Raw genomic sequence first — 24,100 nt, forward strand, 5'->3', positions numbered from 1 at the left:
AGATAACGTCCTCCCCGGCGTGAACGCTGGGATGCTGTCGCTTAATTAAGCGAGAATTCACAGGAGAAAGCCCGCTTCGTGGCGGAGAGCGCGACTGAGGGTCTGCCAGATTTCCCGCTCTACGCCTCCTTCTCGCGAGTTTGCGAAGAGGTCTGTGACGCTCTCTCCGAGCGCTTAGGGTACCGCATCTTCCAGCTCAGTTTGTGCAGCTCGATAGCGACGGCGATGGTCAGGGCAATCCCACCGAGAACGAGCCACTGTTCCAGACTGACAGGTGCGGTTCCAAGGACTGCCTGAGCGGGCGGAAAGTACATCGCTCCGAGGTGGATCAAGAACGCAGTAATCGTCCCGGTAAGCAAGATGGGGCTCTGCAACGGTGATAGATGGAACAGAGAGGCCGTCTCGGAGCGGGCATTGCCGATATTGACCATTTGGAACAGGACGACCAGCAGGAGCAGGTGATTGCGGACAGCCGCCTCCGAAAGCCCCTGCTCCAGTAACCAAATGAACGTCCCGAACCCGATCACACCGATCACCATCGCGGCGACGAGTGTCCGTTCGATCATGATTTGATTGAAGATTCGCTCGTCAGGAGAGCGTGGTGGCCGATTCAACACGTCTCCTTCCTTGGGTTCGAATGCCAGGGCGACGTCCTGAATCCCGTTCGTGACGAGGTTCAACCAGAGAATCTGGACGGGCACCAGCGGGAGTGGTAGTCCGGCCGCTAAGCTCAACAGGACGAGTGTAACTTCTCCAGCGCCGGTGGAGATGAGCAGGAAAATGATCTTGCGGATGTTGTCGAACGCGATCCGGCCCTGTTCGATGCCCGCGACTATCGTCGCAAAGTTGTCGTCGCTGATCACGAGTTCGGCCGCATCCCGGGCCACGTCGGTCCCCATCTGTCCCATAGCGATACCGATATTCGCCTGCCGAAGCGCCGGTGCGTCGTTGACACCGTCACCCGTGACGGCGACGTAGTGTCCCATACCCCGGGCAGCTTCGACGATTCTGAGTTTTTGATCGGGCGAGACGCGTGCAAACACCCGCGTCGTTTCTATGATTTCCACAAGCTGTTCTTGGGAGGCGTCCATGAGCTCGGTTCCGGTGGTGACCTCCTCCGGAGACTCGGCCAGTCCGAGGGCACGGGCGATAGCAAGGGCCGTCTCTCGATGATCTCCCGTAATCATTGTGACAGTGATGCCAGCCTGCTGTGCTGACGTAATCGCCTCCTCGACACCGGATCGGAGCGGGTCGATCATCCCGATAAACCCGAGAAACGTCAACCCGGTCGGTTCTGACGGGGGCTGGCCGAGATCCTCGGTAGTCTCCAGCGTTCCTTCGGCGACGGCAAGCACGCGATATCCCTCGTGAGCCATCTCGGTCGCCTGCTGTTGCAGTTCTTGCCGCGAAAAGTCGCCCTCGCTTGCATCCGAACACATCTCCAGAACGCGCTCGGGCGCACCCTTGACGAATACCTGTTCCTGGTCACGGGTTTCATGAAATGTCGCCGCATAGCGCTGTTCGGGTTCGAAAGGGATCTCGTCAATCTGTGGGTTCGCGTCGAGCGCCGCCTCGCGGGACCACCCCAGCTTGTGACCGAACGCGAGAAGCGCGATGTCGGTCGGGTCACCGCGCCACGTCCACTCGTCGTCGCGTCGGGACAGGTGCCCTTCGTTACAGAGCACAGATGCGCGGGCGAGACGAGACAACTCGTTTGCGAGATGAGGCTCCGGAGGGTGCCCGTCTCTGAGGACACTCCCTTCCGGGGCATACCCCTCGCCGGTCACCTCAAACGTCCTTCCATCGGGGAGTTGAGCCTGTTTGACCGTCAATTCGTTTGCAGTCAGCGTTCCCGTCTTATCCGACGCAATCATCGTACAACTTCCCAGTCCTTCCACAGCCACTAGACGACGGACGATGACGCCTACCTTTGCCATTCTCCGGCTGGCGACGCCTAGCGCGACAGTGATTCCCACGGGGAGCCCTTCAGGGATCGCCGACACGGCTAACGCAACGGCGAACAGGAACATTTCGACGGCGTCGTACTGCTGGACGAAGATTCCGAGGAGGGCGGTGATTGCCGCGGCGGCGAGTACGACGAGGCCGACAATGCGGGTAAATCGCTCCATACGCGTCACGAGGGGAGGCTGTCCGCCCTCAACGGCCGTGACGTCCTCGGCCAATCGGCCGACAACCGTATCGGCACCGGTTTCGACGACGACACCGCGCCCCCGCCCACGGTTGACCACCGTTCCCGCGTAGGCCATATTGCGCCGATCTCCGAGTGAGGCCCGGTCGTCGCCTGCCCACTCTTCGTCTTTCAGGACGGGGGCTGATTCGCCGGTGAGTGGCGACTCGTCGATCTCTAGACCATGTGTAGAAACGAGTCGAATGTCCGCAGGAACACGGTACCCAGATTCTAGAAGCACGATATCACCAGGGACGACCTCTTCTCCATCGATGTCGCGTGTCTCACCATCTCGAATGACCGTCGCCCGGGTCCTGATGAGTTGCTGCAGTGCCTGACTGCTGCGTTCTGCACGCCATTCTTGGATACCGCCGACGAGCGCGTTGATCAACAGCACCAGGGCGATGAATCCAGCGTCAGTCTCCTCACCGATGGCAAACGAGACAATTGCCGCGGTGGCGAGAATGTAGATGAGTGGGTTTTTGAACTGACGGAGGAAGATTTGCCACACGGTGACCGGCTTTGTCTTCGGCAGGCGATTTGAGCCGTGTTCAGAGCGCCGGCTTTCAGCGTCCTCGGTTGAGAGACCATCTGAATCGGCGTCAAGGGCGTCGTATATCTGACTTAGCCCCCGTGAATACCAGGATTCGGTGTTCGTCGAAGCGGAGACAACCATTAGTTACGGGGTGTACACCGGGGGACGACTTAGTGGTCAGTGTCGAGTACAGAAGCAGGGTGTCGTTTAACCAGAGGGGCGATTCAGGGCGGGATCCGCGTTGAGAACGATAGGCTGCTACATCTGGTACCACAGGCGATTCGTCACGTTCGTCGCCGTGGGCGTCTACGAGGAGCTCCTATTTCGGGGATATCTCATCACCAACATCACAGAGGAACGTACGTGGTTCGAGCGGGTTCGGGGTACGGCTGCGGTCGGACTTGCCACGCTGTTTACGTCGGTCGTCTTCGGGGTGGCACATGCCGGGAACCCGAACGCAACGCTGGCAAGAAGCGTTCCCCCTCGTGGAAAGGAAAGAGGACGACATTATCAAACCGCTCATCAACTTCGAATAGTCCGCTGCCTCGTTTCTGACGTACTCTGAGGAAATACTATCTTTTTCCATAACGAAATAGAGTGAGGGCACCGTCGGGCAAGTATAAGTCTTTCAGGAGTGATAACTCAATAACGATGCCCGATCCGCCGACTATAGTAACAATTGAAACGATGTACACACTGATCGCACTGCCGTCGTGCGATCAGGTGTGCATTGATTTTCAATGGCTACTATAGCATGTTGGTAGTGTTCGGGCTGATAACCGTCCTGTGGTGCTGTTCGTAACCGAGCCGATACCACCGACATCACCGCAATCGGGATCGTGGCTGCACCTGTCACGTTCAGTGGAGATATGAATCTGTTCGTATTCGCAGCGACCAGCGCGTTCGGTCGCGTACCACACGGACACACCTGAGGGTTACTAACCAGTGCAGTTGCTCAAAGCTATCAGCAATCTTCCGGAAAGAGCGGCGGTGATCGTTCCGATAAAGTGCTGCTTGGGAGAGTACGCTCACCGCGAACTACCACTCATTTGGGGCAGTCAGGGTGTGTCGCAACGGTTTCTGTCCCACAAGAGTTGCACTGGTAGCAGTGGCGGTTGTCCTGGGTGACTTCTGGGGGCTCCAGATCAGGGATCACCTTGACGAATCGGTGAGCATCAGCCCCCGACTGTTGCTTACTGGACGATGTATTCGGGTTCTCGTATTTCCAAAGGCGTGTTTCTATTTCTTCTATCCGCTCGTATTTCTGGTTAAATTGGTCTTGTAATTGCCGATATTCTTGTACTTTTGCTTGCTTTCCTTCTCAAATCTTTCGATTTGCAGCTCAAACTGAAGCAACCGAGAGTACAAGCCGATTCGTGAGCGATACAATGGCGCTTTCTCTGTCCTGTGGACACTGCTCGCGAGCAGTCAACACTTGCACGGAGGTCTCAGTGACCGAAATCCAGCCCAAGGCAACGGCTGAGTACTGTCGGTTCTGTGGAGACAGGACAGCCGATATCTCCGGCGAGGCGTACACGTATGTCCGGTTGCCCGACGAAGTGGGGCGAGAAGACGGCGTGTTCTGGTTCACGATTTGCCGGGAGTGTACGCTTCAGGACCGCGACAACGTCGAGCAGGCCGCCTTCGCTCTTCCACGAGGCAGATCGAGACCATCTCGTCACCTGCGATGTCTGCGGGGCTGTTGGCTGCCAGTCTGCCAGTACTCGCCAGCCAGCAGCGGAGACGTATCGGCTCGCGAGCGTTATTTCCTAGTCGGTGAGTATCAACGGCTTCGACGGGGCAACGCACTCTTGTAGTGAGTGCAGTCCTATCATCACGCTCGACTGTGTGAAACGCCCTGACCGGACATACGACGATGAAGTGCCGCGTCTCGTCGAGCCCCCGTTTGACTCAGCTGCGAGGACAGCGGACGATGCTCCGGCAGACAGTACACAGGTTGAGATCGACGGGTGGATTGGGTAGCCGACGGTAGTTCCACGAAATTGGTGGGTCTGCTCCGCTAATGAGCAGTACAGGGGAGCTACGAATCGTTTGATAGAGAAATCCAAATAACACCCCCAAAGGCACTGTCTAGTTGAGCGAGTTTGAGAAACGAGGAGGTCGTAGCGAGAAGTGTCCATGCAACTCGCAGACCTCCTCAGAGAAACGTTAGATGAGGACAGCCAAGACGTTTGGGAGAATGAGCGCACCCCGACACCCGTCCGGCGGTTTGGGGTGCGTCTCCATACTGCGGGGCTGTCGATTAGGGAGACGGTTGCTATCTTAGACCTGCTGGGTGTCGACCGCTCTCACGGAGCAGTCTGGAATTGGGTGCATACACTGTCCGAAGCACAGAGCGACCCGCCGACGGCGGAGCCGTCGCGGGTCGCAGTCGATGAGAAACAAATCGAGATCGACGGGGAAAAAAGTGGGTGTATGCCGCTGTCGACACTGAATCAAAGTTACTTCTCGAAGTTGACGTGTTCAGCCGCTGCGGGACTGACCCCGCGGCGGCGTTCCTGCACCGGCTCACTCAGAAACACGATGTTGCCGAGACAGAGTTTCTCGTCGATGCTGGCGGCTATCTGACTGCCCTCTCGCGTCACGATTTGAGCGGTCGGCTCGACTATCGAATCCGGAACCACTTCGAAAAGTGGTTCCAGACTGTGACCGTGCGAATCGACCGCTTTCACTCCTTCTGGAGGGACAGTCAATCCAGCGCGAAACAGTGGCTACGACGCTTCAGACACCACTACAACCACGAACGACCCAACCAAGAACTCGACGGACGAACGCCAGCTGAGGTCGTCCAGAACTAGACAGTGCCCTTCTGGGTAGTTCGCATCCAGATTGAACAGTTATTCCAGCCAAGATTCCCTTGAATCTCATTTCGTATGCATTGAGACTGCAAGTCTCAACTACTGACAAACTTCCGTGGTTGAGACGGTCCGTTGCGTGACGACTCACCTGCTTGGGCGTCGATATACTCCTCGATGAACTCGCTGGACACGTCGCCCGCAATTGAGGCGAGGTGCGAGCGCGTCCACAGCGACGGCAATCCGAAGTCGAACTCATCACGGAGGTGGCGGGAGGAGTGGCCAAGTTGTCGGCTTCATCCCACGACTGAAGTCGTGGGTTTTCGCCTCACAATCACTGTAATTCCACGTTCTTGGATGTAGTTCTTAACGATCGAAGCCACGGCCTGAACCGAAACCCACTACACACGACGATTGGTACACCCTAATCTATGCTGGCCTTGCCAGCCTTGGATATGATATCAGCAGTTCTAGTACAGCTGAGTGAGATCAGCATCACAAGTGGCTACGGACTGGTCGTGTTTTTCATGATTGGCCTTTTCGGAGGTGCACACTGTCTTGGAATGTGCGGCCCGCTCGTTGCAACCTATGCCGAGCGTATGGAAACCCAGGACCGGTGGGCGAGCGCACTCACACTCTATGAGGTGCGTCAGCACACACTGTTCAACCTCGGCCGGACGGTGAGCTACGCCATCATCGGATGCGTCTTCGGAGCTGCCGGCGCGCTACTGTACGGAACCATCGGGCTCGCTGGATTTCTCCGGCCAGCTCAGGGTGTCGTCGGAATCTGCATTGGCGTAGCAATTATCGTTATGGGACTCACCCGGTTAGCCGGCTACCAACAAGGAGCCGTTGAAGGAGTTGTTGCCGGTACTGGGTTCGGCTCACTATTCGCGCGAACCTACACAGTCATTTCAAGACGGGTCGACCGCTGGGTCAACGGTATCGGCATTATCGGCCTCGGCGCGCTTCATGGGTTGTTGCCGTGTATGCTTCTCTATCCGGCATTCCTGTACGCGTTTGCCCAGGGCTCACCCGTATATGGCCTCCTCTCGCTCGGTGCGCTCGGGGTCGGGACGATCCCCAGTGTGTTTCTCTACGGAACGGTTATCCAATCAGTGAGCACCCGCCAGCGGCAGGTAGTCCATTACGGACTCGGTGTATTGTTCGTTGGGCTCGGATACATACTGGTAGCGATGGGACTTATGCGGTTTGGCGTCATGCTTCCGTTACCAGATATCCCGTACTATCAACCGATCGCCGAATCGGAGGCGGTTGCGTAATATGTCCACCTGTACACTCTGTGACCTCCCCGTCAAAGACCCGATTACCAACGATGACATTGACGGCGAGTTCTGCTGTCGAGGCTGTTTAGAGGTCGCACAGTTAGTTGACGACGGTGAGGATGTCGACCTTTCGATTGCGGCCGTCCGTGACCGTGTCGAGGCCGAGGAGACCAGGCCCGATGGCCCCGAGGGTGCCGAAACAGCCTACCTCTCGATTGACGGGATGCACTGTCAGACTTGCGAGGGATTCATTGAACTCCTTGCCGAAGAGGAGGAAGGCGTTCACGAGGCGCGTGCGAGTTACGCGACTGAAATGGCACAGGTGGTGTACGATCCTGACTGCATCGATCGAAACGCGATCGCTGCGGCACTCAGTCGACTGGGCTACCAAGCTCACGGTCCTGACGAAGAGAACGACTCACTACGTTCACGCGTCGAGTTCGGCAAATACCGTGCGGTGCTCGCGGCAGTTCTGATGATGCCTGTGTTGGTTCTCTACGTCCTGTTCATATACCCAGTGTATCTCGGCATCTATCCCGAGAGTTTCCTCTATGGGAGCACTGTCGAGGCGATGGTGTTCTGGCCACTAATTGTCTGGAGCACACTCATACTCGTCGGACTTGGATACCCGGTCTTCCGTGGGGCCTACGTGAGCCTGAGAGTCGGTCGCCCGAACATGGACGTGTTGATAGCTATCGCGGTACTTGCAGCGTATCTCTACTCGCTGGCAACCTACCTCACGGGCGGGCGTGACCCGTACTTCGACGTCGCAGTGATGGTGCTCGCGATCGTCACTATCGGCAATCATCTGGAGTCACAGGTCAAACACGCTGCACTCGGTAACCGTGCCGACCTCACGGATTCACGCGTCGATGAGGCCCGCCGACTCGACGACGACAGTGAGACCAGTGAAACCATCGAAATTGCGAAGTGTGAGCCTGGCGACCGGCTGTTAGTCAAACCCGGCGAGCGGATCCCGGTCGACGGCCAGATCGTCGACGGGACTGCCGCGATTGATGAGGCACTTATCACGGGTGAATCTCTCCCGCAACGAAAATCGGTCGGGGACAGTGTCCTCGGCGGGTCGATCCTTACTGACAATGCGATTATCGTTGAAGTTGGTCCCGAAAAAACTAGCACGATGGATCGCCTCGTCGAACTCCTCTGGAACGTCAAGAGTTCTGCCACGGGTGTGCAACATATTGTCAACCGCTTTGCGGTACTGTTCGTTCCATTCGTACTCGGACTTGCCGCGCTGACCGCCACCGGCTGGTTCGTCCTTGGTAACGACCCGAACACAGCTATAATGGCCGGGGTCGCCGTGCTAGTAGTCTCGTGCCCATGCTCGCTCGGCATCGCTACTCCGCTCGCTCTCGCAGCGGCCACCCGCGATGCCACCGACAATCGCATGCTCATTCTCAACGAGACAGTGCTTGAACGGATCGACGACTCTTCGGTCGTCGTATTCGACAAGACTGGGACGCTCACCACTGGGGAGATGGAGCTTGTGGACGTCGTTGGCGACGATCCCGACGAAGTGCTCGCGATGGCGGCCGCCGTCGAACGTCGGTCAAGCCACCCAATCGCCGCTGCCATTGACGAGGCTGCCCCGCCGACCACGCGATCGGTGTCGAGTTTCGAGAGCGCCGACCGTACCGTGTCAGCACTTGTCGACGATACTCGCGTCGTTTTGGGCCACCCGGGCTCATTCGATACTGACGAGTGGACAATCCCCACGGAAATCGAGGCAGCTGTCACGGACGCTTACGAGTCGGGTACTCATCCAACGGCGGTTGCTTGGGAGGGGGCCGTCAAAGGAGTCGTTACAGTCCAAGATACGCCCCGTGAGAGTTGGGAACGCGTGGTTTCCGAGACCGCGGCCGCGGATCGGGATATCGTCGTGCTGACTGGCGACGACGAGCGGATGACTGAGACGTTTGCAAACCATCCCGCAGTTGATCACGTCTTCGCAGGCGTGCGCCCCGAGTCGAAGGAAGTGATCGTCCAGGGACTCCGCGAGCGCGGGACGACGACAATGATCGGCGACGGAACGAACGACGCGCCCGCACTCGCTAGCGCCGACCTCGGGATCGCAGTCTCGAGCGGCACCGATCTGGCGATCGAGGCGGCCGATGCGGTAGTGCTTGACGACCGTCTCGACGCCGTTCCAGAGGTCTTCGAGTTGGCGAGTGAAACTCGAGGCCGGATCAAACAGAACCTCGTCTGGGCGGCCGGCTACAACGCGATTGCACTCCCATTGGCGATAACCGGTGTGATCACACCGTTGATCGCCGCCGTTATGATGGCGATCAGTAGCCTCATTGTCGTCTTTAACTCGAAACGTCGACTCCTTCCGGCGGACGGAGATTATTTGGCTGAGCCCGACTCTGGCGAACGCACCGAACAACTCGACGCTCCAGTCCAGTCGGACTGAGCGCTCGAACGCCAGGTATTGCCCCTGACACTCCGGCTGAAACTATTGCCGAATCTAGAAGCGGCGTGAGGTCAGAAGCAAGCCCAGAGGAGACTCACCTTGCTTACTGTAGCGGCGGTCTCGGCTTGGTCAAGGACCATAGGATTCGTCGACAACGGGTCCGCTGAAGACGCCATAGAGGAACTTGAAATACCAGAGCACGAGCAGTAGCACCGGCAGCCCCATCACGGTGACAAGGTTGAGCGCGAGTGGTGAGACGACGGCCTCTCGGACGGTCAGTCCGGTCGCAGGGTAGATAACTGGGTACAGCAGAAGCGCAACGAGGAGGCTCAACAGCGCGGGAAGAGTTAGCGCACTCACGAGCCATCGCCGATACTGCTCGCGGCGAGCGAAGCCTATCCCAGCCAGGCCTGAGAGGGCAGAGAGAGCGACTACCACAGCAATCGGGACAGAGAGAACGGCGTCAGCTGTGCCGCCGGCGTCTGTCACGACGACAGTCGTCAGAAGGATGGCGACACCACCGAGATATGATACCGTTCCGGCGATACCGTACCTGCGCAGGTCGGCGGCAAGGGAGGAGCCAGTCTTGGCCGAGATGAAAGCCGCGCCCGTGACGACTGATACCGTGGTCAGTCCGACACCTGTCAAGAGCGCCGGCACCGACAGCGTCGGAACATCGAAGATCCAGCGCCCGGCGAGGACGCCAAACAGCAGTGGTGCGAGCGTGCTGCCCCCGACGAAAGAAGCGTCACACATCCGTTGCCACCGATCGTCCTCGCATTGCTCGCGCAGTTCCGGTGCTATGCCCCGGAACAACAGCGCGAGAACAAACCCGATAACGAGCAGATAGTTGTCAGCGAGCAACCGAGAGTACACGCTCGGGAACGCGGCTAACAACATTGTTCCGAAGGCGACCAGCCACACCTCGTTGGCGTCCCAGACCGGCCCAAACACCGACAGGAGTGTCTCCCTGTCGTCTTCGTCGCTCCGAGTGGCGTACAGCATACCGATGCCGAAGTCGAATCCGTCGAGAACCACGTACATTGCCAGCGCGAACATGACGACGCCAAACCACACCTCTGGGAGCGCGTCAAGGAGGTAGCGATCCACGGAGAGCAACTCAGTCATCGCCACCCACCCACGGAATGCGTCCGTGTCCGGTTTCCTGCGACGGGGCAAGAACGCCGAGGTCCTGCAGTTCCTCTCTCACGAGCCACCGTAAGACGAGGAGAGCCGCGGCAATTAGCCCAACATACACGATGAGAAACACTGCCAGCGTCGCCATCGCTTCCCCGGCGGTCAGCGACTGCGAGACTGCATCACTGGTCTTCAATTCGCCCTGAATGACCCACGGCTGCCGACCGATCTCTGTGACGTACCAACCGGTGAGCAAGGCGGCGTACCCCAGTGGCGTCGCGGCCATCATCGCCTTCAGGAATCGGTCGCTGTCGGCGAGTTTGTCTCTGTATGTGAGGGACCCTCCCCACATTGCGAGACCGATGAAAAGGAAGCCGAGTCCGACCATAAACCGGAACGACCAGAACACCAGCGCCACCGGGGGGTTGTGTTCGTACTCGTTCAACCCGAGTACCTCAGCGTCAGGGTCACCGCCGGTGGCGAGGTAGGAACCGAGGCCAGGTAGACTGACGGTGTAGAGGTTTTCCGCGTGTGGGTCGGTCAGCGCACTGAGATCTTTCGGAAACGCGAGTAGGTGAAGGTCGGCCTGTCCAGTCTCGTAGTGGGCCTCCATAGCGGCGAACTTCTGGGGCTGGGTGTCCGCGACGTGGCGACCGTAGGCATCACCGTGAACGGCCTGCAGTGGTGCTGTAACCAGCAATAACAGGACCGCGATCTTTAGAGAGGCTTGCCAGGCCGTCGAGTCGTGGGTCTTCCAGACCAAGTACGCCGAGACACCACCGACCAGCAATGCGACAGAGATGACGGAGGCGTTGACCATGTGGACGTACATCCACGGGAGTCGCGGCGTGAGAAAGGCAGCTACCGGGTCGGTCAGCCTGGCGACCCGCATTCCGTTCTGGGTTATCATATCATAGCCTTGAGGTGTCTGCATCCAGGCGTTGACCACTAGAATCCAGAACGCCGACAGCCATGCACCGATCCCGACCAGCACCGACGAGAGGACATACGTTCGGTCGCTCACCCGCTCACGTCCGAAAAGCAAGATGCCGAGGAAGACGGCTTCGAGGAAAAACGCTATCTTCGCCTCAAAGGCCAGCGGACCACCGATCAATTCGCCAGCGATTGTCGCAAACCGCGGGAAGTTTGTCCCAAACTGGAAGCTCATGGGGATGCCTGTTACCGTACCCATCACGAAGCCGACTGCGAAGACCGTCACCCAGAAAGAGCGCAACCGACTGAACCGTTCATCGTCGGTCCAGACGTCTTTCCAGGTGAAATAGATGATGAACGGTGCCAGCCCGACCGAGAGCGCGGCAAAGAGGATGTGAACAGTAATCGTCCAGCCAAATTGTGCACGACTCGCGAGTTCTGGGGAGAGGAAAATCAGCCATTCCGCGTTGACAGCACTGTACGTTTCGAGTGGGAGCACACCATGATCTATCCTCTCGACAGTAATACCGGACTAGCATGGTTTTCACTTTCGAGTACCGTACTACAGTGTTTGATGTTATCGGAGTCGTAGTTCTTTAGCAGTCGGAACCGCGGGTTAGTGGCACACATCGAAATATCGCCGGTAACAGGATTGAAACTATAGTAGCCATTGAAAATCAATACACACCTGATCGCACTGCCGTCGTGCGATCAGGTGTGTAACTCGTTTCAATCGTTACTATAGCTGTACTGATCGATCAACTACTGTCGCGCCTCCACTTCCGTAGCGAAATAGCTGTCTGTGATATTTTTATGGACAGCGGAGTCCGTCGTGTTTAGTTGAGCGTGAAAAGTGATGCAGACTGATTTCTTGGTACCTATGCCAGAAATCAGCCGCCTCAGTGGGCATAGAGACTGGATTGAGTTGGGTTTTGAGGAACGCGAGCGGACACCCGAGTCGGCGATGGCGTTGGGCATTCAATCGCACGTTGTGGCATTGTCACTGTCGAATACCATCGAAGTACTCGAAGATCTGGGTGTCCAACGCAGTCGCAGAGCCATCCACGATTGGGTTTGACGATGGTTTCTATGCCCAGAAGTAATATTATGTGTCGTGGTAACTCCTCGTAATCATCAAAAAATTAATTACTATATTATGAAATGGTTCTATCTGACGTATGGAATTCACACGGCAGGAGTCCCTTGATCGACTTCAGGAAACAGTATCGGGCGGCGATCCGATCATCGGCGCAGGTGCAGGGACCGGTATCTCGGCGAAGTTCGCCGAGCGCGGTGGCGTCGATCTACTGATCATCTACAATTCCGGTCGCTATCGGATGAACGGTCGGGGGTCGCTGGCTGGCCTCCTTCCTTACGGTGACGCCAACGAGATCGTCGTCGAGATGGGCCACGAAGTGCTTCCAGTCGTCAAGGACACGCCAGTTCTCGCCGGCGTCAACGGGACCGACCCGTTCCGACAGATGGATGTGTTCATCGAGAGCCTGAAACGACGTGGGTTCTCGGGCGTCCAGAACTTCCCGACGGTGGGTCTCATCGACGAGGACAGCGGGTTCAGACAGAATCTCGAGGAAACGGGGATGGGCTACGACAAGGAAGTCGACATGATCCAAGAAGCGGCCGAGCAAGGAATGCTCACCTGCCCATACGTCTTCAGCGAGGAGCAGGCTCGCGAGATGACCGAGGCCGGAGCGGACGTGGTCGTCTCACATATGGGACTGACTACATCTGGGGATATTGGTGCCGAGACGGCACTAGATCTCGATGCCGCAGCCGAGCGCGTTCAAGCTCATCACGACGCCGCAAAAGAGGTAAACCAGGACGTACTGGTGATCTGTCACGGCGGCCCGATCGCATGGCCCGACGATGCCCAGTACGTACTGGAACACACCGAGGGTGTCGTCGGATTCTTCGGTGCGTCGAGCATTGAACGCCTCCCAACTGAGGAGGCAATCGAAGCACAGGCCCGCGAATTCAAGGAGATTAGTCTCGAAGATGACTGATAGCGAATACTTCATCACTCCTGATGACGTCGAAAGTCAGCTCTTCGATTGGGGCGTCCTGAAGTGGCTGAGCACGCCTGACGTGACGGGTGGCGAGCGCTTCAGCGCTGGCGTCGTCAAACTCGAACCCGGAAAGGGCCATGAGCGCCACTCGCACCCTGACAGCGACGAGATCCTCTTCGTCATCCAGGGCGAGGGTGAACAAGAGGTCGCCGATCAGACACGCGATATCTCGGCCGGCGAGATGGTGTTCGTTCCTGAAGGCGTCGAACACGGAACCGTCAACACCAGCTGGGAACCGTTGTTACTGCTCGCGGTCTACGCACCACCGGGTCCTGAAGAGGTACTCCGGGATCTTCCTGAGTGTGAGATCGTCCCGCCGGGCGAACTGCCGACACCCGAGAACGTGGAGGAGTGAGTATGGCCGTCACAATCGTTGGGACCCTCGATACGAAAGGCGAAGAGATAGGTTTCGCTCGAGATGTCCTTCGCGCGCAAGGCGTTGACGTACACATCATCGACACGGGCGTGGTGGACGACCCGGAAATCGATCCGGACACTGCTGCAAGTGCGGTCGCCGAAGCGGGCGGCACCACGCTGGGGCACCTCCGGGACGATGCCGACCGCGGTGAGGCGATCGAAGCGATGGGCAAGGGCGCAGCGGCGATCGTCCAGCAGCTACACGATGCTGGCGACCTCGACGGTGTGCTCGGACTCGGCGGCTCGGGCAACACCTCGATCGCGACCACGGCGATGCGGGCGCTGCCGGTTGGTGTCCCGAAAGTGATGGTCTCGACGATGGCCTCCGGCGACATTGAACCGTATGTCGGTGCCACTGACGTGATGATGTTGTATTCGGTTGCTGATATTGAGGGACTCAACCAACTCTCCCGGAAGGTGATTGCTAATGCTGCCCTCGCGATGGTCGGGATGGTCACGAACCAGCCAGACATCGAAGTTGAAGACCGCCCCACTATCGGGATCTCGATGTTCGGTGTCACCACACAGTGCGTCCAGACGGCTCGGGAGTATCTCGAAGAACGAGGCTACGAGACGATCATCTTCCATGCGACTGGGACCGGTGGGAAGGCGATGGAGGACCTCGTGAGACAAGGCGTCATCGACGGTGTGTTGGACGTGACGACGACGGAGTGGGCCGACGAGCTTGTAGGGGGTGTGCTGGCTGCTGGCCCCGACAGGCTGGACGCCGCCGCGGAGACGGGCACGCCACAGGTCGTCTCGACGGGCGCGCTGGACATGGTCAACTTCGGGCCACGAGACTCCGTCCCAGAGGAGTTCGAGGGGCGGGACTTCCACATCCACAACCCACAGGTAACGCTGATGCGGACAACGGCCGAGGAGAACGCTGAGCTGGGCGAGGTCATCGCGAAGAAGCTCTCGGCAGCGAACGGACCAACTGCCCTATACATTCCACTTGGAGGTGTTTCGATGCTCGACGTCGAGGGAGAGGATTTCCATGATCCCGACGCCGACACAGCCCTGTTCGAGGCACTCAAAACAAATCTGGCTGAATCGGTCGAATTGGTCGAGATGGAGACCGACATCAATGACGAAACGTTCGCCCGGGCACTGGCCGAACAGCTTGACGCGTATATGCGGGCGGTAGATCTCGCTCCGGAGGGGTGATTACTGCTTCGTAGGAATCTCCGACACCGGACTGGTACGCCTGCTCCCAGCGTTGGTCACCGTCGGACCGTCAGTCATCGCGCACCGCCGCGAGCAGTCACGTCGGATTCGAGGAGAGACATACCGATACGGGGGACGAACGGCCGCAAAAGGCTTCGCCCTGTCGGAACTGTTTAGCCCGCGTTGCTCCTCGACCGACCAATGCGAGTCCTCGATCGGCAGCCTTACTCCTACGTCCTACTGGCCCGCGACGGCGAGTGGATTCTCACCTTCCTCCTCGGCGGACCGGTAGAGCGCGATGTCTCCGTGCGCTTGACGCCCGCGGAGGTCACTGCAATCGAAGACGGCGAGTCCTCGGCCACGGACTTGGTCGAGACCGTCCGCACCGACCTCTCAGCGTACGATGACAGACGGATCAGGCCGACAGTCTGGCCAGGGAAAACGGACGACGAATGAGCATAGCGGTCCCGCCAGTTTCGTCAGTGCTCTTCCGTTGCGAACGTGGCGTGTCGGTTCAGCGTCCGGACGAAGTCCGCCTCGTCGATAGCAGTCAGCGACTCGTGTCTGGATAGTTCCTCGCGGAGCCAGTCACCGGCGCAGGCGTCGACGAACTCGGCCCACTCGTCGAGGCGGAAGTCCTCGAAGTCGTAGACGGTACCGCCGAGACCGTGCCCTTTTCCCTGAAAGAGTCGGATCTCACGGTCGTCGAAGGACAGTCCGAGTTCCTTGGGCCACTCGGAACTGTGGTTGCTGTCGGGAGTGTGCTCCGGACTCGAGAGGACGTAGTAGGTTGCCATACGGTGGATTCTGCCAGTGGGTCACTCCGAGTAGTCCCCGGTTGGACGGTCGCCGCCGAAGACGGCCGCTTCGAGGGTCTCGCCCCCGGTCGCCCGGAGTGCCCGACCGAGCAAGTGGGTACAGTCTGCCTGTGCTCGGGGATTACCCGTCGGGAGCCTGTCGACGGCCCGCGAGAAGGTTCGTACCACGGCATCGTCGGCCCGGAATACGTTCTCCTCACTCGCACGCTCGACGGACTGAGACACGGCCTCGACACACGCCTCGACCTCGGCGGCTAGTTGGCTCTGCGTCGTTCCCGCGACTACGACGTCGGCGTAGACTCCTTCGAGAAACGTCGCCGGGTCCTCGACGTGGCTCTCCAAGGCGAACGCCCGGAGGGCGGCATCGAGACGCCGACGCCACGCTGGCGTCTCGGCTTCGACTGCGTCGACGTACGCCCGGGTGTAGACTCCCGCAACGAAACCGGCGGGATCGTCGGGGAGTTCCCGCGTCGCAGTTGCTTCCATCCGCTCCGAGCAGACGGCCAGCCACGCCTCGGTGTTGTCGTGGTCGGCATTCGTCCGACCGACTTCGGCGAGAGCCGCCGCATACACCCGTTCGAGGATGCTCGCCCGCGCCATCCCGACCCACGCGAAGTCAGTTCGCTGTTCGGCGGCGACGACTTCGGTCACGCCGAAGCGAACTTCCGCAGGGTCGGCCTCGACTGCCAGCGCCAGTGCGGTCCCGAAGACCGAAGCGACGTAGTGTACGGGATGCAGTGGGTACTCCGTCGCCGTTGCAGTGGTTTCGATCTGGGAGAGTACCGACTCCACCAGGCGATCGTGCGTTCGCCCGCCGGCGTCAGTCCGAGTCAGCACTGCCAGAAGAACGGCCGCGTCCGCTTCCGCGAACGCGTCGAACCACTCCGTCTTGCTCGGTCCCTCGATCCCTTCTCGCGCTCCGCGGAACGCCCGGACGAGCGACCCAAGCCACTCTCCGGCCAGGTTCGCCTCGCCCTCTGCGGCCCACCCTGTAGCTGCGTCGCCGTAGACCGAACGCAGGAACGCGACCGGATCCGAGACTAAGTCACCCGTGGCTGCCAGGTCCTCAATGCGCTCTGTCAGGCTGTCGAACCACATACTCTCGCTGTGTGGCGAAATCCCGTCGTCAGGCTCGGTGTCGTATCCCCGGACCTGCGTCGAGAGCGCCCCACGGTAGACCGCCCGAAGGTACGGCTCGACCACTGCTGTCGGTGCATCGCCCGCTACTCCGCGGGTCACGGTCGCGTCGTAGCGGTCGATCCAGTCCGCGAACCCTGGCGAATTCGGGAGTCTGAGGGCTCCTTTGCCGTAGGGGCCCGACTTGGCCACGTCTCCCTGTTCCACGATGGCTAGGGTCGCGAGCGCGCCGGCGTGGAGTGACGCACGGCACTCCCACTCGTCGTCGGGGACCTCCGAGTCAGCGATCGTATCGACCAGCCGGTGACACTTCTCGAACAGTCGCTCGGCACGGTCGAGGTCGCGGTAGTGAACGACGTGCCAGATTGCCCAGCTGTACGTGTCGACCACGAAGGATTCGGGGTGATCGACGAACGACGACTCGGCCGTGCTCCGACAGAGTTGTTCGCCGGTCGCCACCAGCCACGGCTCGAATCGGTCCGCCGGACAGTTGTGGTCGAACACCCAGAAGCCGATTGCGCTCACGGACGCGACGTGTAACAGCTCGGCCCGGTTCTCGTCGTGCTGGAGCGACGTGGCCACGTCTCTCGCAGCAGCGTCGACCGCGTCAATCCAGACGGGGAGGTCGTCGGTCGGCATCTCCACACTCCCGAGGGCCCCGAGCATCGATCCGAACACGTTGCCGAGGAGGACGGACGCGTGACCGTCCTCGTACTCGGACGCTGTCTGGTCGACGAGCGCGATCACCGGTGCGAGCACCGCCTCGGCACTCGCCGACTCCTCGGCTCGTTCTACGAGCCGTCCGACAGTCTTCCCGTAGATCCGACAGAGCGGATACAGGCCGGGTTCGGGATCGATGGCGTTCCCGTCCACCATCTCGTGGAGCAGATGGTCGACCGTCGCGAGTGCCCCCTGATTCGGCTCTCCTCCGGCTTCTGGTCGGGCAAGCGTCGACAGGGCCGTCGTGACGGCGGTCACGATAGGTTCGACGTCGCCACCGACCGAGTCCCGACCGTGGGGAGTCGCGGTCTCGTTGGTCAGTGCCAGCGCACGAACTGCAATGGCCTCGACCCACGCGTCGGCTGTCGGGTGCTCGCTCGCCACAGTCGCCATAGCAGTGCCCGCGACCGTTCCCCGGTACCTGATCGCCGCGTCCGTGTCACAGCGGTTCCCTGCGACGTCTCCGACGAGGTTGTCGACCAAGAGCAGCCACTCCCGTGCGGCGCTCGGCTGGGCGGTCCGTGCGACGACAGCGACGGCCTCGGCAACGACCTGCCCGGCGAAGGCCGCATCGAGAGCACTGTCGGGCATGCCAGCGATCGCTGCCAGCGTACTCTGGCCCGCGACCGAATCGACCGCGAGTGACCGACGGGAAGGAGTTCGATTTTCGGGCCACTCCAGCGCGGACAGCAGATCCTCGGCGACCGCCTCTGGCGTCCGATCGGCCGTCAGGTCAGCGTCTCCAAGGTCGAACTCGATACGGTCGCACCAGGCCTCGACGTCGTCACAGCCAGTCCGGTCGGCGAGGGCGTCCAGATGCTCCCGTCGGTCGTTATCACAGAGCAGCACTGCACCGGAACAGACCCCTGCCTCGACCCAGTCAGCGAGCGCCCGAACGCCAGCGTCGCTCACGATTCGTGCTGGCTCGGCCCCGTACGTCGCGACTACGACTGCGTTGGGCGTGGCGTCGATTCCCACCCTGCTGTGGTTTGGCTGACGGAGATCGGAGAGTCTGACCGTCGCTCCCCGCATCGTAAGTGCCGTCGCAACGCTCGCTGTGAGCCGTCGCTTCCCGCTGGCTTTCGGTCCCGAGAGGAGCACGAGCCCGCCATCGAGTGCGTCGACGACCTCGTCGACGCCGACCCCAGCAACGTCCCCGTCGGCTGCAGAGTTCTTGTCCGAGTTCGGGAACTCTCGGTCCGCCGCAGCCGCGTCTAACGCTGTTAGTCCGTTCCAGTGCCAGGAACCGACGAGGGGATCGGTTCCGTACTCGTCGGGCTCCATCGCGGCGGCGTCCAGCGACGACCCGATTGCTCGCATGGCTGTCAGAGCTGCATCGATTGGGGCACTCGCGTCGGCGATGGCTGTCTCCGTTTCGGACTGAGCCGTCAGGCGCTGACTGATCCTCGCTCGCATCGGTTCGGACCCGAACACCCGAAGCCGCTCGACCGTCCCCGGCGGGAGATCGACGGCGATTTCGAGGGCTTCGGCAGCCCCGGCCAGCGGCCGATGTCGAACGAACGGTTCGAGCCACTCCGTGTCGTCATCAGCCAGCGACCTCGCGACGAGAGCGAGTGCGGTGGCGACCGCAGGCGACATTTCGACCGAGCTACAACTGCCATCCACGGCACAGGAATAAAGGGACGCGATGAGGTCGAGGGCGCCCTCGTCAAACGGTTCGACCGTGATGTCGCGGTCGGTAACCACCGCCCTGACATCGGGACCGGCCAGAACCGTTTCGGACCCATACTGCGAGAGCGAGAGGAAGGCTGCGGGCGTGACTGTCTCCTCGACGGTCCCGATCTGTTGCTGAAGCCGCTCGTCCTCGAAGTCATAGCCTGGATAGGTGACGCGTTCGACGAGGGACGTGCGCTCCCCGTCACCCAGTTCTGGTGGACGTCGCTGGCTGGTGAGTTCGCGGATTTCGGTGATTGCATCGTGGCTCTCTGCGGGGGGCGTCCGAACCACGAGCACGGAATCGACTCGGTCGTGGAACGCAACGGGCGCGAGGTGACCGTGTCGGCAGAGCCAGTCGAGGCTCCGTGGCCGCGTCACGATTACTGCACCCCCGGAACGATCGAACAGGACATTCAGCCTGTCCCGGTCGTCACCGAGGTGCAAAACCGCCGAGACAAAATCGTCGACGACCACGAGTTCGTCGTCGTCGATAGCTGTTGTTTCTGCGAGCCGCTCGACGGATGGACCGACCCGCCGCAGGTGATGTGACTTTCCGACACTGGGTGCCCCGAGGACGAGTGTAACCTCACACGGGTCGACCGCGTCGCACAATTCGCTAGGCGTGACTTCTCGAACCGTTCCTTCCATGTAATTCCCCACGACCGACCCCGCCGACGACCGCGTCTGGATGGCAGACCCTGCCGAGTATATCTGTTCAGTACGCTTGCTGGAGAATATAACTGTTTGCTGTTGGGACAGATATCCCCGAAGCCGATCCAGCCACCACTCCCCCGACATCACCCGACGATTAGCCCCCGGTGTCTTCGTCGTTGGCAGACCGTCCCTGTCGGCTCTGCTTCGGGTCGCTTGTCTGCGCCGTTATCAGGGCTGCGCATTCTCAATCACCCCACGCTCAACTCTAATCTTGCCTGTGGGAGGACTCGGTCGCCCGACGAAACGAGAGCGATTCGCTCTTCCAGTGGGAGGAACACTCGCTGTAGTGGTTCTATAGTAACAATTGAAACGAGTTACACACTGATCGCATTGCCGCCATGCGACCAGCTGTGCATTGATTTCCAATGGCTACTATACTGAAAGTTCAACTCTATGTTTGTGAGCGTCGCGTGTTCAGTCACGGAATCCCATCGACGGTTGCCGAGGGGACGTGTTGCATACAGAATAGTTATTTAACGAATTATCAGATAGTGATAATATAACGGTGCGCCTCGTGGCCACCGTATTTCCGTATTCCGTCGAACTGAGTAGCGCAATGAGCCGCATTGCGTGGAGAATTCAATTTGAGCGAGTGCGCTCAACTAAGACGATCCTGCTGCTCAGTCAGATACCTGTTTGAAACTCTGAATAGCGACTACGGTCTTGTTTTGCGACGGGATATCCCGGACACTGTACTCGTGTGGGTGCTGCTGGTCGTGTGGATATTCGGCCGGTTGTGGGACATCATACGTTTTGCTGTCTCGGAAATCGCTCAGGAACTCTCGGGTGAGCATCGGTTCAACGAACGCCAGCTGTGACCCCTCTGTGTCACCGAGAAACCCTTGAATGAGTGTGTTGCTGAAGCTAGTAGGATCACCTCGGTCGTCGGGGCCACTTGGGAGTTCAGGCGCATCGTTGGGAGCTACGTGTTCACCCATGTCTGTGATATACCGCTCGTCAGCGACGGGCGGAGGTGATCGCGCATACCCTTCTGGAAGTTGAGCGAAGTCGAAGTTTGTCTCGATTCCGTCCGCTGTTTTGATATCGTACGGCGGAAGCTGAGGCCCCTCGACGTTATCCACTGTTGCAGGGTCACGCATGTGAAAGTGGATATCGAAGTGTGGCTTCTCCCACGCTCCTTTGCCACCGAAATGGCCGTCCGGATTCCAGTTGAGTCCTAAGAAGGTAAACGGCGTGCCAGCCGCATCTGGGAACGGCACAAAGAACTGGAGTGACTGTTTGAAATGGATCGTTGCCGCTTGTCCACTAAATCGATACTTATCAGTCTCTACAGGATCGTTTACCTCACTTATCTCTGTCTCGCTTGGAAGCCCTTCGAGTGCCGTGTGGTCGAACTCGACCCCGTGATACCTCGGCTCTCCTGACGGTGTTTCACTCGTAAATGTTCGCACCTCCCCGTTTCCGAGGGTGACTTTCCGTCCATACTCAGTGATGCCACTCGGCGGAAAGCCCGCTGAGCGATTGTTGCTATCTCCAGAACCCTTCTCGTCGGACTGCACCTGTCTGGCAACTGGTGTGGCCAGACCGACTCCCCCCAATATCGCACTTCCAACAAGGGTCGACTGAAGTAGCGTCCGCCGATTTAGCGTGAACGTCGACTGTGCTGCCGACTGACCCTCCTCTTTTCCTTTCGGGCCGGACTCTTCCACCATACTGGTTAAATATAGTCCTATTTACACTTTAAGCTGTGCGCGAATAGAACCGTCGTGTTTAGTTAAACGTATTCGGGCAAATCACACATGATGTCCAGTAACGACACGGACAGCCGAACAACGGAAGGGGACTCAGAGCTTCTTCACGGCAGAGAAGGCTGCAAAGAGGGTGAATAATCCGCCAAGTCCAATAGCGATGATCGGTGCGTTCGACGTTTTGTTTTTCAAAAACGCATCTCCTGGCTCGTCTGGAGACACGTATGCAGTTGTCTGTGTCCCCTGTTCGTAGGATTCGATCGCTGATTCGGCTGCTGACCGTCTCTCATAGTTCCGCTCAATATTCGCTGGGTATAGTTTTGTCCCGGTGTATGTCGTTCCATTATAGGTGTATTCAAATTCGACGTTCGGTTCGTACTTTACGCCCGGATTTGACGCTGTTCCGCTATCCGTTTCGATACCGAGTTCCGTAATGTTCGCGTCCACTTCAACCGAGTTTCGAACTGCTTCAGTCTGCTGAACGTAATCGAATCCCCCGTAGCTAGCGATAGCGATACCGACAACGAGATACAGTACTGCGCCACCCAGAGTATCTGGACCAGTAACACGAAGCCCTGAATCGTTGGCCATGCTACCAGTCTCCTCCGGAAAATTTGATGGCTAACGACAGCCAAGTGTCTTTGAGAAGCTCAAGTAATTGAGGACTGAACTGTTTATTCAGATGAATGTGACGGGGCAAGCAGGTCATAGCCACAGTTCGGGCGCTATGTCGTGGGAGTGTACGATGGTACTCCTGGAGGGCGGAATACACAAGATATCATCATAAGGGCTGGCCACTAAAACCTATATAGCCACTACCGCAGTGAGATATTCGCTGTGTTCACAGCATTCGAACAGTCGCTATAGTAACAATTGAAACGAATTACACACTGACCGCACTGCCGTCGTGCGATCAGGTGTGCATTGATTTTCAATGGCTACTATAGGTTGCTCAAAAATCACGGTACTGTTGATTGTCGCGTAGTACAGCAGCAACAGGTGACCGGTTTAGTGTTTCAGTCAGTGTTCGTAGTTCGGGGACTCGCTGCGAGAGTTCTGCAGGCGTGTGGCTGTCCGATCCGAGGACGAACTGGATTCCATACTCGGTAAACAGATCTAGCATCGCTGGGTCGGGATGTACCCGGCCGAGCGAGCGATGGACGCGGCCGGCGTTTACCTCAGGCACTGTCTCGGAGTCAACAAGCGCTCGTGCGACCCGGTCGTAATCCGCTCGAGTTGTGTGCCGTCGCAACGTTGGAATGCGTTCTGGGAGGTCGAGGTGCCCGACTACGTCGAAGAGTTCAGATTCGATGAGCGCAACGACCGCATCGTAGTACCGCTCGACGGCCCGCCGGCGTTGCGTTGCAGACGCAGTAACGTATTGTGTCCTACTGGTGTAGTCGTACTGGTCGGCGAAGTGGACGCTCCCGATAGTGTATGCGAAGTCGGCGGTGTCGAGAAACGACGCAATACGCGACTCGGTGCCTTCGACGTAGCTTACTTCGGCAGCATCGTACAGTTGGAGGGCAGTCGTGTCTCTGGCAGCACGAATGTCCTCCCGGCGCTGTTGATACGTTTCGACGAGGTCGTATCTCGCACGTCGCCCGAAGTCGTCTTCAGTGACGATACAGTGATCAGTCAGCCCGAGTGCAGACAAGCCAGCCTGTTCGGCCGCGGTAATCATTGCGTCGAGATCCGACCCATCCGAGTACGTGGTGTGCGTGTGGATATCGGTCCGCATCAGATCTCGGTCTCGCCACTCACGTCATAGAGTCGTTGCCCGTCCAGTTTCGGAACGACGTCACGGCTGTCGAACGCGAGTGTGTACTCGTAGAGGTCCGTACGCTTGATCTGTGGTTTCTCCTCGTACTTCGGCCCCTTCCCGAACTGAACGACTTCCCGATAGATATCGCGTTGCTCCGGTGTCAGTGGCTTCCCGTGCAGTTGCCGAGCAATATACAGCGCGCCAACGAGGTCCTCAGGCGAGGGTTTCCCTCTCGAGCCGGCAGCAACGAAATACGTCTTGCGGTCGCTGTCTGCGAGATAGTCGGCGACCGCTTTCCCGTTAGTCAACCCACCAACGTAGATATCGACGTCGTCACCGCCTGCTAAGCGGATATCCGTGACCGCGTTCCCACCGTTGGTCGAGGTCATCGCAGTCGGCCGACCGGCGACGTCAATATCCTGAACGAAGCTCGGTGAATTAAAGAAGTCGTATCCCTCCTCGCCCCGATAGTCCGGGCCGGAACTCCCGCCGATTTTCGCGTCTGGATGTTCAGCCTTGAATGCTGGTTCGTTCCCCCGTTCCTCGGTAATGTAGATGTACTC

15 protein-coding genes and 6 pseudogenes are annotated in these 24,100 nt (G+C 59.0%); 10 read left to right on the forward strand and 11 right to left on the reverse strand.

Annotated elements, in window-relative coordinates:
- Positions 1-119: 119 nt before the first annotated feature.
- Positions 120-2,864 carry an HAD-IC family P-type ATPase gene (locus Har1131_RS21395; RefSeq protein ID WP_151148282.1) on the reverse strand — a complete coding sequence of 915 codons (2,745 nt, stop codon included), beginning with the start codon at positions 2,862-2,864 and terminating at the stop codon, positions 120-122.
- 157 nt (positions 2,865-3,021) lie between these two features.
- Here Har1131_RS21395 and Har1131_RS22905 point away from each other — a divergent pair.
- A pseudogene (locus tag Har1131_RS22905) lies at positions 3,022-3,117 on the forward strand (hypothetical protein); the annotation flags it as partial.
- A 478-nt stretch (positions 3,118-3,595) separates the two neighbouring features.
- On the opposite strand, the pseudogene Har1131_RS22430 reads toward Har1131_RS22905, so the two are convergent.
- A pseudogene (locus Har1131_RS22430) lies at positions 3,596-4,064 on the reverse strand (hypothetical protein); the annotation flags it as partial.
- A gap of 110 nt (positions 4,065-4,174) precedes the next feature.
- Between Har1131_RS22430 and Har1131_RS22910 the strand changes: the two are divergent.
- A pseudogene (locus tag Har1131_RS22910) lies at positions 4,175-4,706 on the forward strand (hypothetical protein).
- Between the two features lie 156 nt (positions 4,707-4,862).
- Positions 4,863-5,542 (forward strand): annotated as a pseudogene (locus tag Har1131_RS21415) (IS6 family transposase).
- Between the two features lie 95 nt (positions 5,543-5,637).
- Here the strand turns inward: Har1131_RS21415 and Har1131_RS21420 are convergent.
- Positions 5,638-5,823, reverse strand: a pseudogene (locus tag Har1131_RS21420) (hypothetical protein); the annotation flags it as partial.
- Between the two features lie 171 nt (positions 5,824-5,994).
- Between Har1131_RS21420 and Har1131_RS21425 the strand changes: the two are divergent.
- Positions 5,995-6,822 carry a sulfite exporter TauE/SafE family protein gene (locus Har1131_RS21425; RefSeq protein WP_050038214.1) on the forward strand — a complete coding sequence of 276 codons (828 nt, stop codon included), beginning with the start codon at positions 5,995-5,997 and terminating at the stop codon, positions 6,820-6,822.
- A 1-nt stretch (position 6,823) separates the two neighbouring features.
- Positions 6,824-9,259, forward strand: a complete 2,436-nt coding sequence (locus Har1131_RS21430; RefSeq protein WP_014030973.1) for a heavy metal translocating P-type ATPase — start codon at positions 6,824-6,826, stop codon at positions 9,257-9,259.
- A gap of 129 nt (positions 9,260-9,388) precedes the next feature.
- Here the strand turns inward: Har1131_RS21430 and Har1131_RS21435 are convergent, their stop codons facing one another.
- Positions 9,389-10,387 carry a cytochrome d ubiquinol oxidase subunit II gene (locus Har1131_RS21435; protein ID WP_023842943.1) on the reverse strand — a complete coding sequence of 333 codons (999 nt, stop codon included), beginning with the start codon at positions 10,385-10,387 and terminating at the stop codon, positions 9,389-9,391.
- Positions 10,380-11,828 carry a cytochrome ubiquinol oxidase subunit I gene (locus Har1131_RS21440; RefSeq protein WP_050036509.1) on the reverse strand — a complete coding sequence of 483 codons (1,449 nt, stop codon included), beginning with the start codon at positions 11,826-11,828 and terminating at the stop codon, positions 10,380-10,382. Before Har1131_RS21440 ends, Har1131_RS21435 begins: the two co-directional genes overlap by 8 nt.
- 381 nt (positions 11,829-12,209) lie before the next feature.
- On the opposite strand from Har1131_RS21440, the pseudogene Har1131_RS21445 reads away from it, so the two are divergent.
- From Har1131_RS21445 to Har1131_RS21465, 5 genes and pseudogenes are all read left to right on the forward strand, one after another.
- Positions 12,210-12,404: pseudogene (locus Har1131_RS21445) on the forward strand (IS6 family transposase); the annotation flags it as partial.
- A gap of 103 nt (positions 12,405-12,507) precedes the next feature.
- Positions 12,508-13,350 (forward strand): phosphoenolpyruvate hydrolase family protein, encoded by an 843-nt coding sequence (locus Har1131_RS21450; RefSeq protein WP_151148286.1) that lies wholly within the window; start codon positions 12,508-12,510, stop codon positions 13,348-13,350.
- Positions 13,343-13,768, forward strand: a complete 426-nt coding sequence (locus Har1131_RS21455; protein ID WP_014030968.1) for a cupin domain-containing protein — start codon at positions 13,343-13,345, stop codon at positions 13,766-13,768. Before Har1131_RS21450 ends, Har1131_RS21455 begins: the two co-directional genes overlap by 8 nt.
- A 2-nt stretch (positions 13,769-13,770) precedes the next feature.
- The gene (locus Har1131_RS21460; protein WP_151148288.1) at positions 13,771-14,997 is read left to right on the forward strand and encodes a Tm-1-like ATP-binding domain-containing protein; all 1,227 of its coding nucleotides are present in this window, start codon (positions 13,771-13,773) and stop codon (positions 14,995-14,997) included.
- Positions 14,998-15,198: 201 nt separating this feature from the next.
- Complete coding sequence (locus Har1131_RS21465; protein ID WP_014030966.1) at positions 15,199-15,453, forward strand: hypothetical protein; 255 nt, start codon at positions 15,199-15,201, stop codon at positions 15,451-15,453.
- A gap of 23 nt (positions 15,454-15,476) precedes the next feature.
- On the opposite strand, the gene Har1131_RS21470 is transcribed toward Har1131_RS21465, so the two are convergent.
- From Har1131_RS21470 to Har1131_RS21495, 6 genes are all read right to left on the reverse strand, one after another.
- Positions 15,477-15,794 (reverse strand): hypothetical protein, encoded by a 318-nt coding sequence (locus Har1131_RS21470; RefSeq protein ID WP_050036512.1) that lies wholly within the window; start codon positions 15,792-15,794, stop codon positions 15,477-15,479.
- 21 nt (positions 15,795-15,815) lie between these two features.
- Complete coding sequence (locus Har1131_RS21475) at positions 15,816-19,997, reverse strand: hypothetical protein (protein WP_151148465.1); 4,182 nt, start codon at positions 19,995-19,997, stop codon at positions 15,816-15,818.
- Positions 19,998-20,683: 686 nt separating this feature from the next.
- The gene (locus Har1131_RS21480) at positions 20,684-21,736 is read right to left on the reverse strand and encodes a hypothetical protein (protein WP_014030963.1); all 1,053 of its coding nucleotides are present in this window, start codon (positions 21,734-21,736) and stop codon (positions 20,684-20,686) included.
- A gap of 132 nt (positions 21,737-21,868) precedes the next feature.
- Positions 21,869-22,363, reverse strand: a complete 495-nt coding sequence (locus Har1131_RS21485) for a DUF3592 domain-containing protein (RefSeq protein WP_014030962.1) — start codon at positions 22,361-22,363, stop codon at positions 21,869-21,871.
- A gap of 361 nt (positions 22,364-22,724) precedes the next feature.
- Positions 22,725-23,513, reverse strand: a complete 789-nt coding sequence (locus Har1131_RS21490) for a PHP domain-containing protein (protein WP_151148290.1) — start codon at positions 23,511-23,513, stop codon at positions 22,725-22,727.
- A partial coding sequence (locus Har1131_RS21495) for a 2-phosphosulfolactate phosphatase (protein ID WP_151148467.1) occupies positions 23,513-24,100 on the reverse strand: 588 nt, incomplete at its 5' end. The genes Har1131_RS21495 and Har1131_RS21490, both read right to left, overlap by 1 nt.

The sequence above is a fragment of the Haloarcula sp. CBA1131 genome (assembly GCF_008728975.1).
GTDB lineage: Archaea > Halobacteriota > Halobacteria > Halobacteriales > Haloarculaceae > Haloarcula > Haloarcula hispanica.

Bases quoted from the DNA above. Each gene is read 5' to 3' on its own strand.
- Har1131_RS21395 (WP_151148282.1), bottom strand. From the start codon at position 2,864: ATGGTTGTCTCCGCTTCGACGAACACCGAATCCTGGTATTCACGGGGG.
- Har1131_RS21425 (WP_050038214.1), top strand. From the start codon at position 5,995: ATGATATCAGCAGTTCTAGTACAGCTGAGTGAGATCAGCATCACAAGT.
- Har1131_RS21430 (WP_014030973.1), top strand. From the start codon at position 6,824: ATGTCCACCTGTACACTCTGTGACCTCCCCGTCAAAGACCCGATTACC.
- Har1131_RS21435 (WP_023842943.1), bottom strand. From the start codon at position 10,387: ATGACTGAGTTGCTCTCCGTGGATCGCTACCTCCTTGACGCGCTCCCA.
- Har1131_RS21450 (WP_151148286.1), top strand. From the start codon at position 12,508: ATGGAATTCACACGGCAGGAGTCCCTTGATCGACTTCAGGAAACAGTA.
- Har1131_RS21455 (WP_014030968.1), top strand. From the start codon at position 13,343: ATGACTGATAGCGAATACTTCATCACTCCTGATGACGTCGAAAGTCAG.
- Har1131_RS21460 (WP_151148288.1), top strand. From the start codon at position 13,771: ATGGCCGTCACAATCGTTGGGACCCTCGATACGAAAGGCGAAGAGATA.
- Har1131_RS21465 (WP_014030966.1), top strand. From the start codon at position 15,199: ATGCGAGTCCTCGATCGGCAGCCTTACTCCTACGTCCTACTGGCCCGC.
- Har1131_RS21470 (WP_050036512.1), bottom strand. From the start codon at position 15,794: ATGGCAACCTACTACGTCCTCTCGAGTCCGGAGCACACTCCCGACAGC.
- Har1131_RS21475 (WP_151148465.1), bottom strand. From the start codon at position 19,997: ATGGAAGGAACGGTTCGAGAAGTCACGCCTAGCGAATTGTGCGACGCG.
- Har1131_RS21480 (WP_014030963.1), bottom strand. From the start codon at position 21,736: ATGGTGGAAGAGTCCGGCCCGAAAGGAAAAGAGGAGGGTCAGTCGGCA.
- Har1131_RS21485 (WP_014030962.1), bottom strand. From the start codon at position 22,363: ATGGCCAACGATTCAGGGCTTCGTGTTACTGGTCCAGATACTCTGGGT.
- Har1131_RS21490 (WP_151148290.1), bottom strand. From the start codon at position 23,513: ATGCGGACCGATATCCACACGCACACCACGTACTCGGATGGGTCGGAT.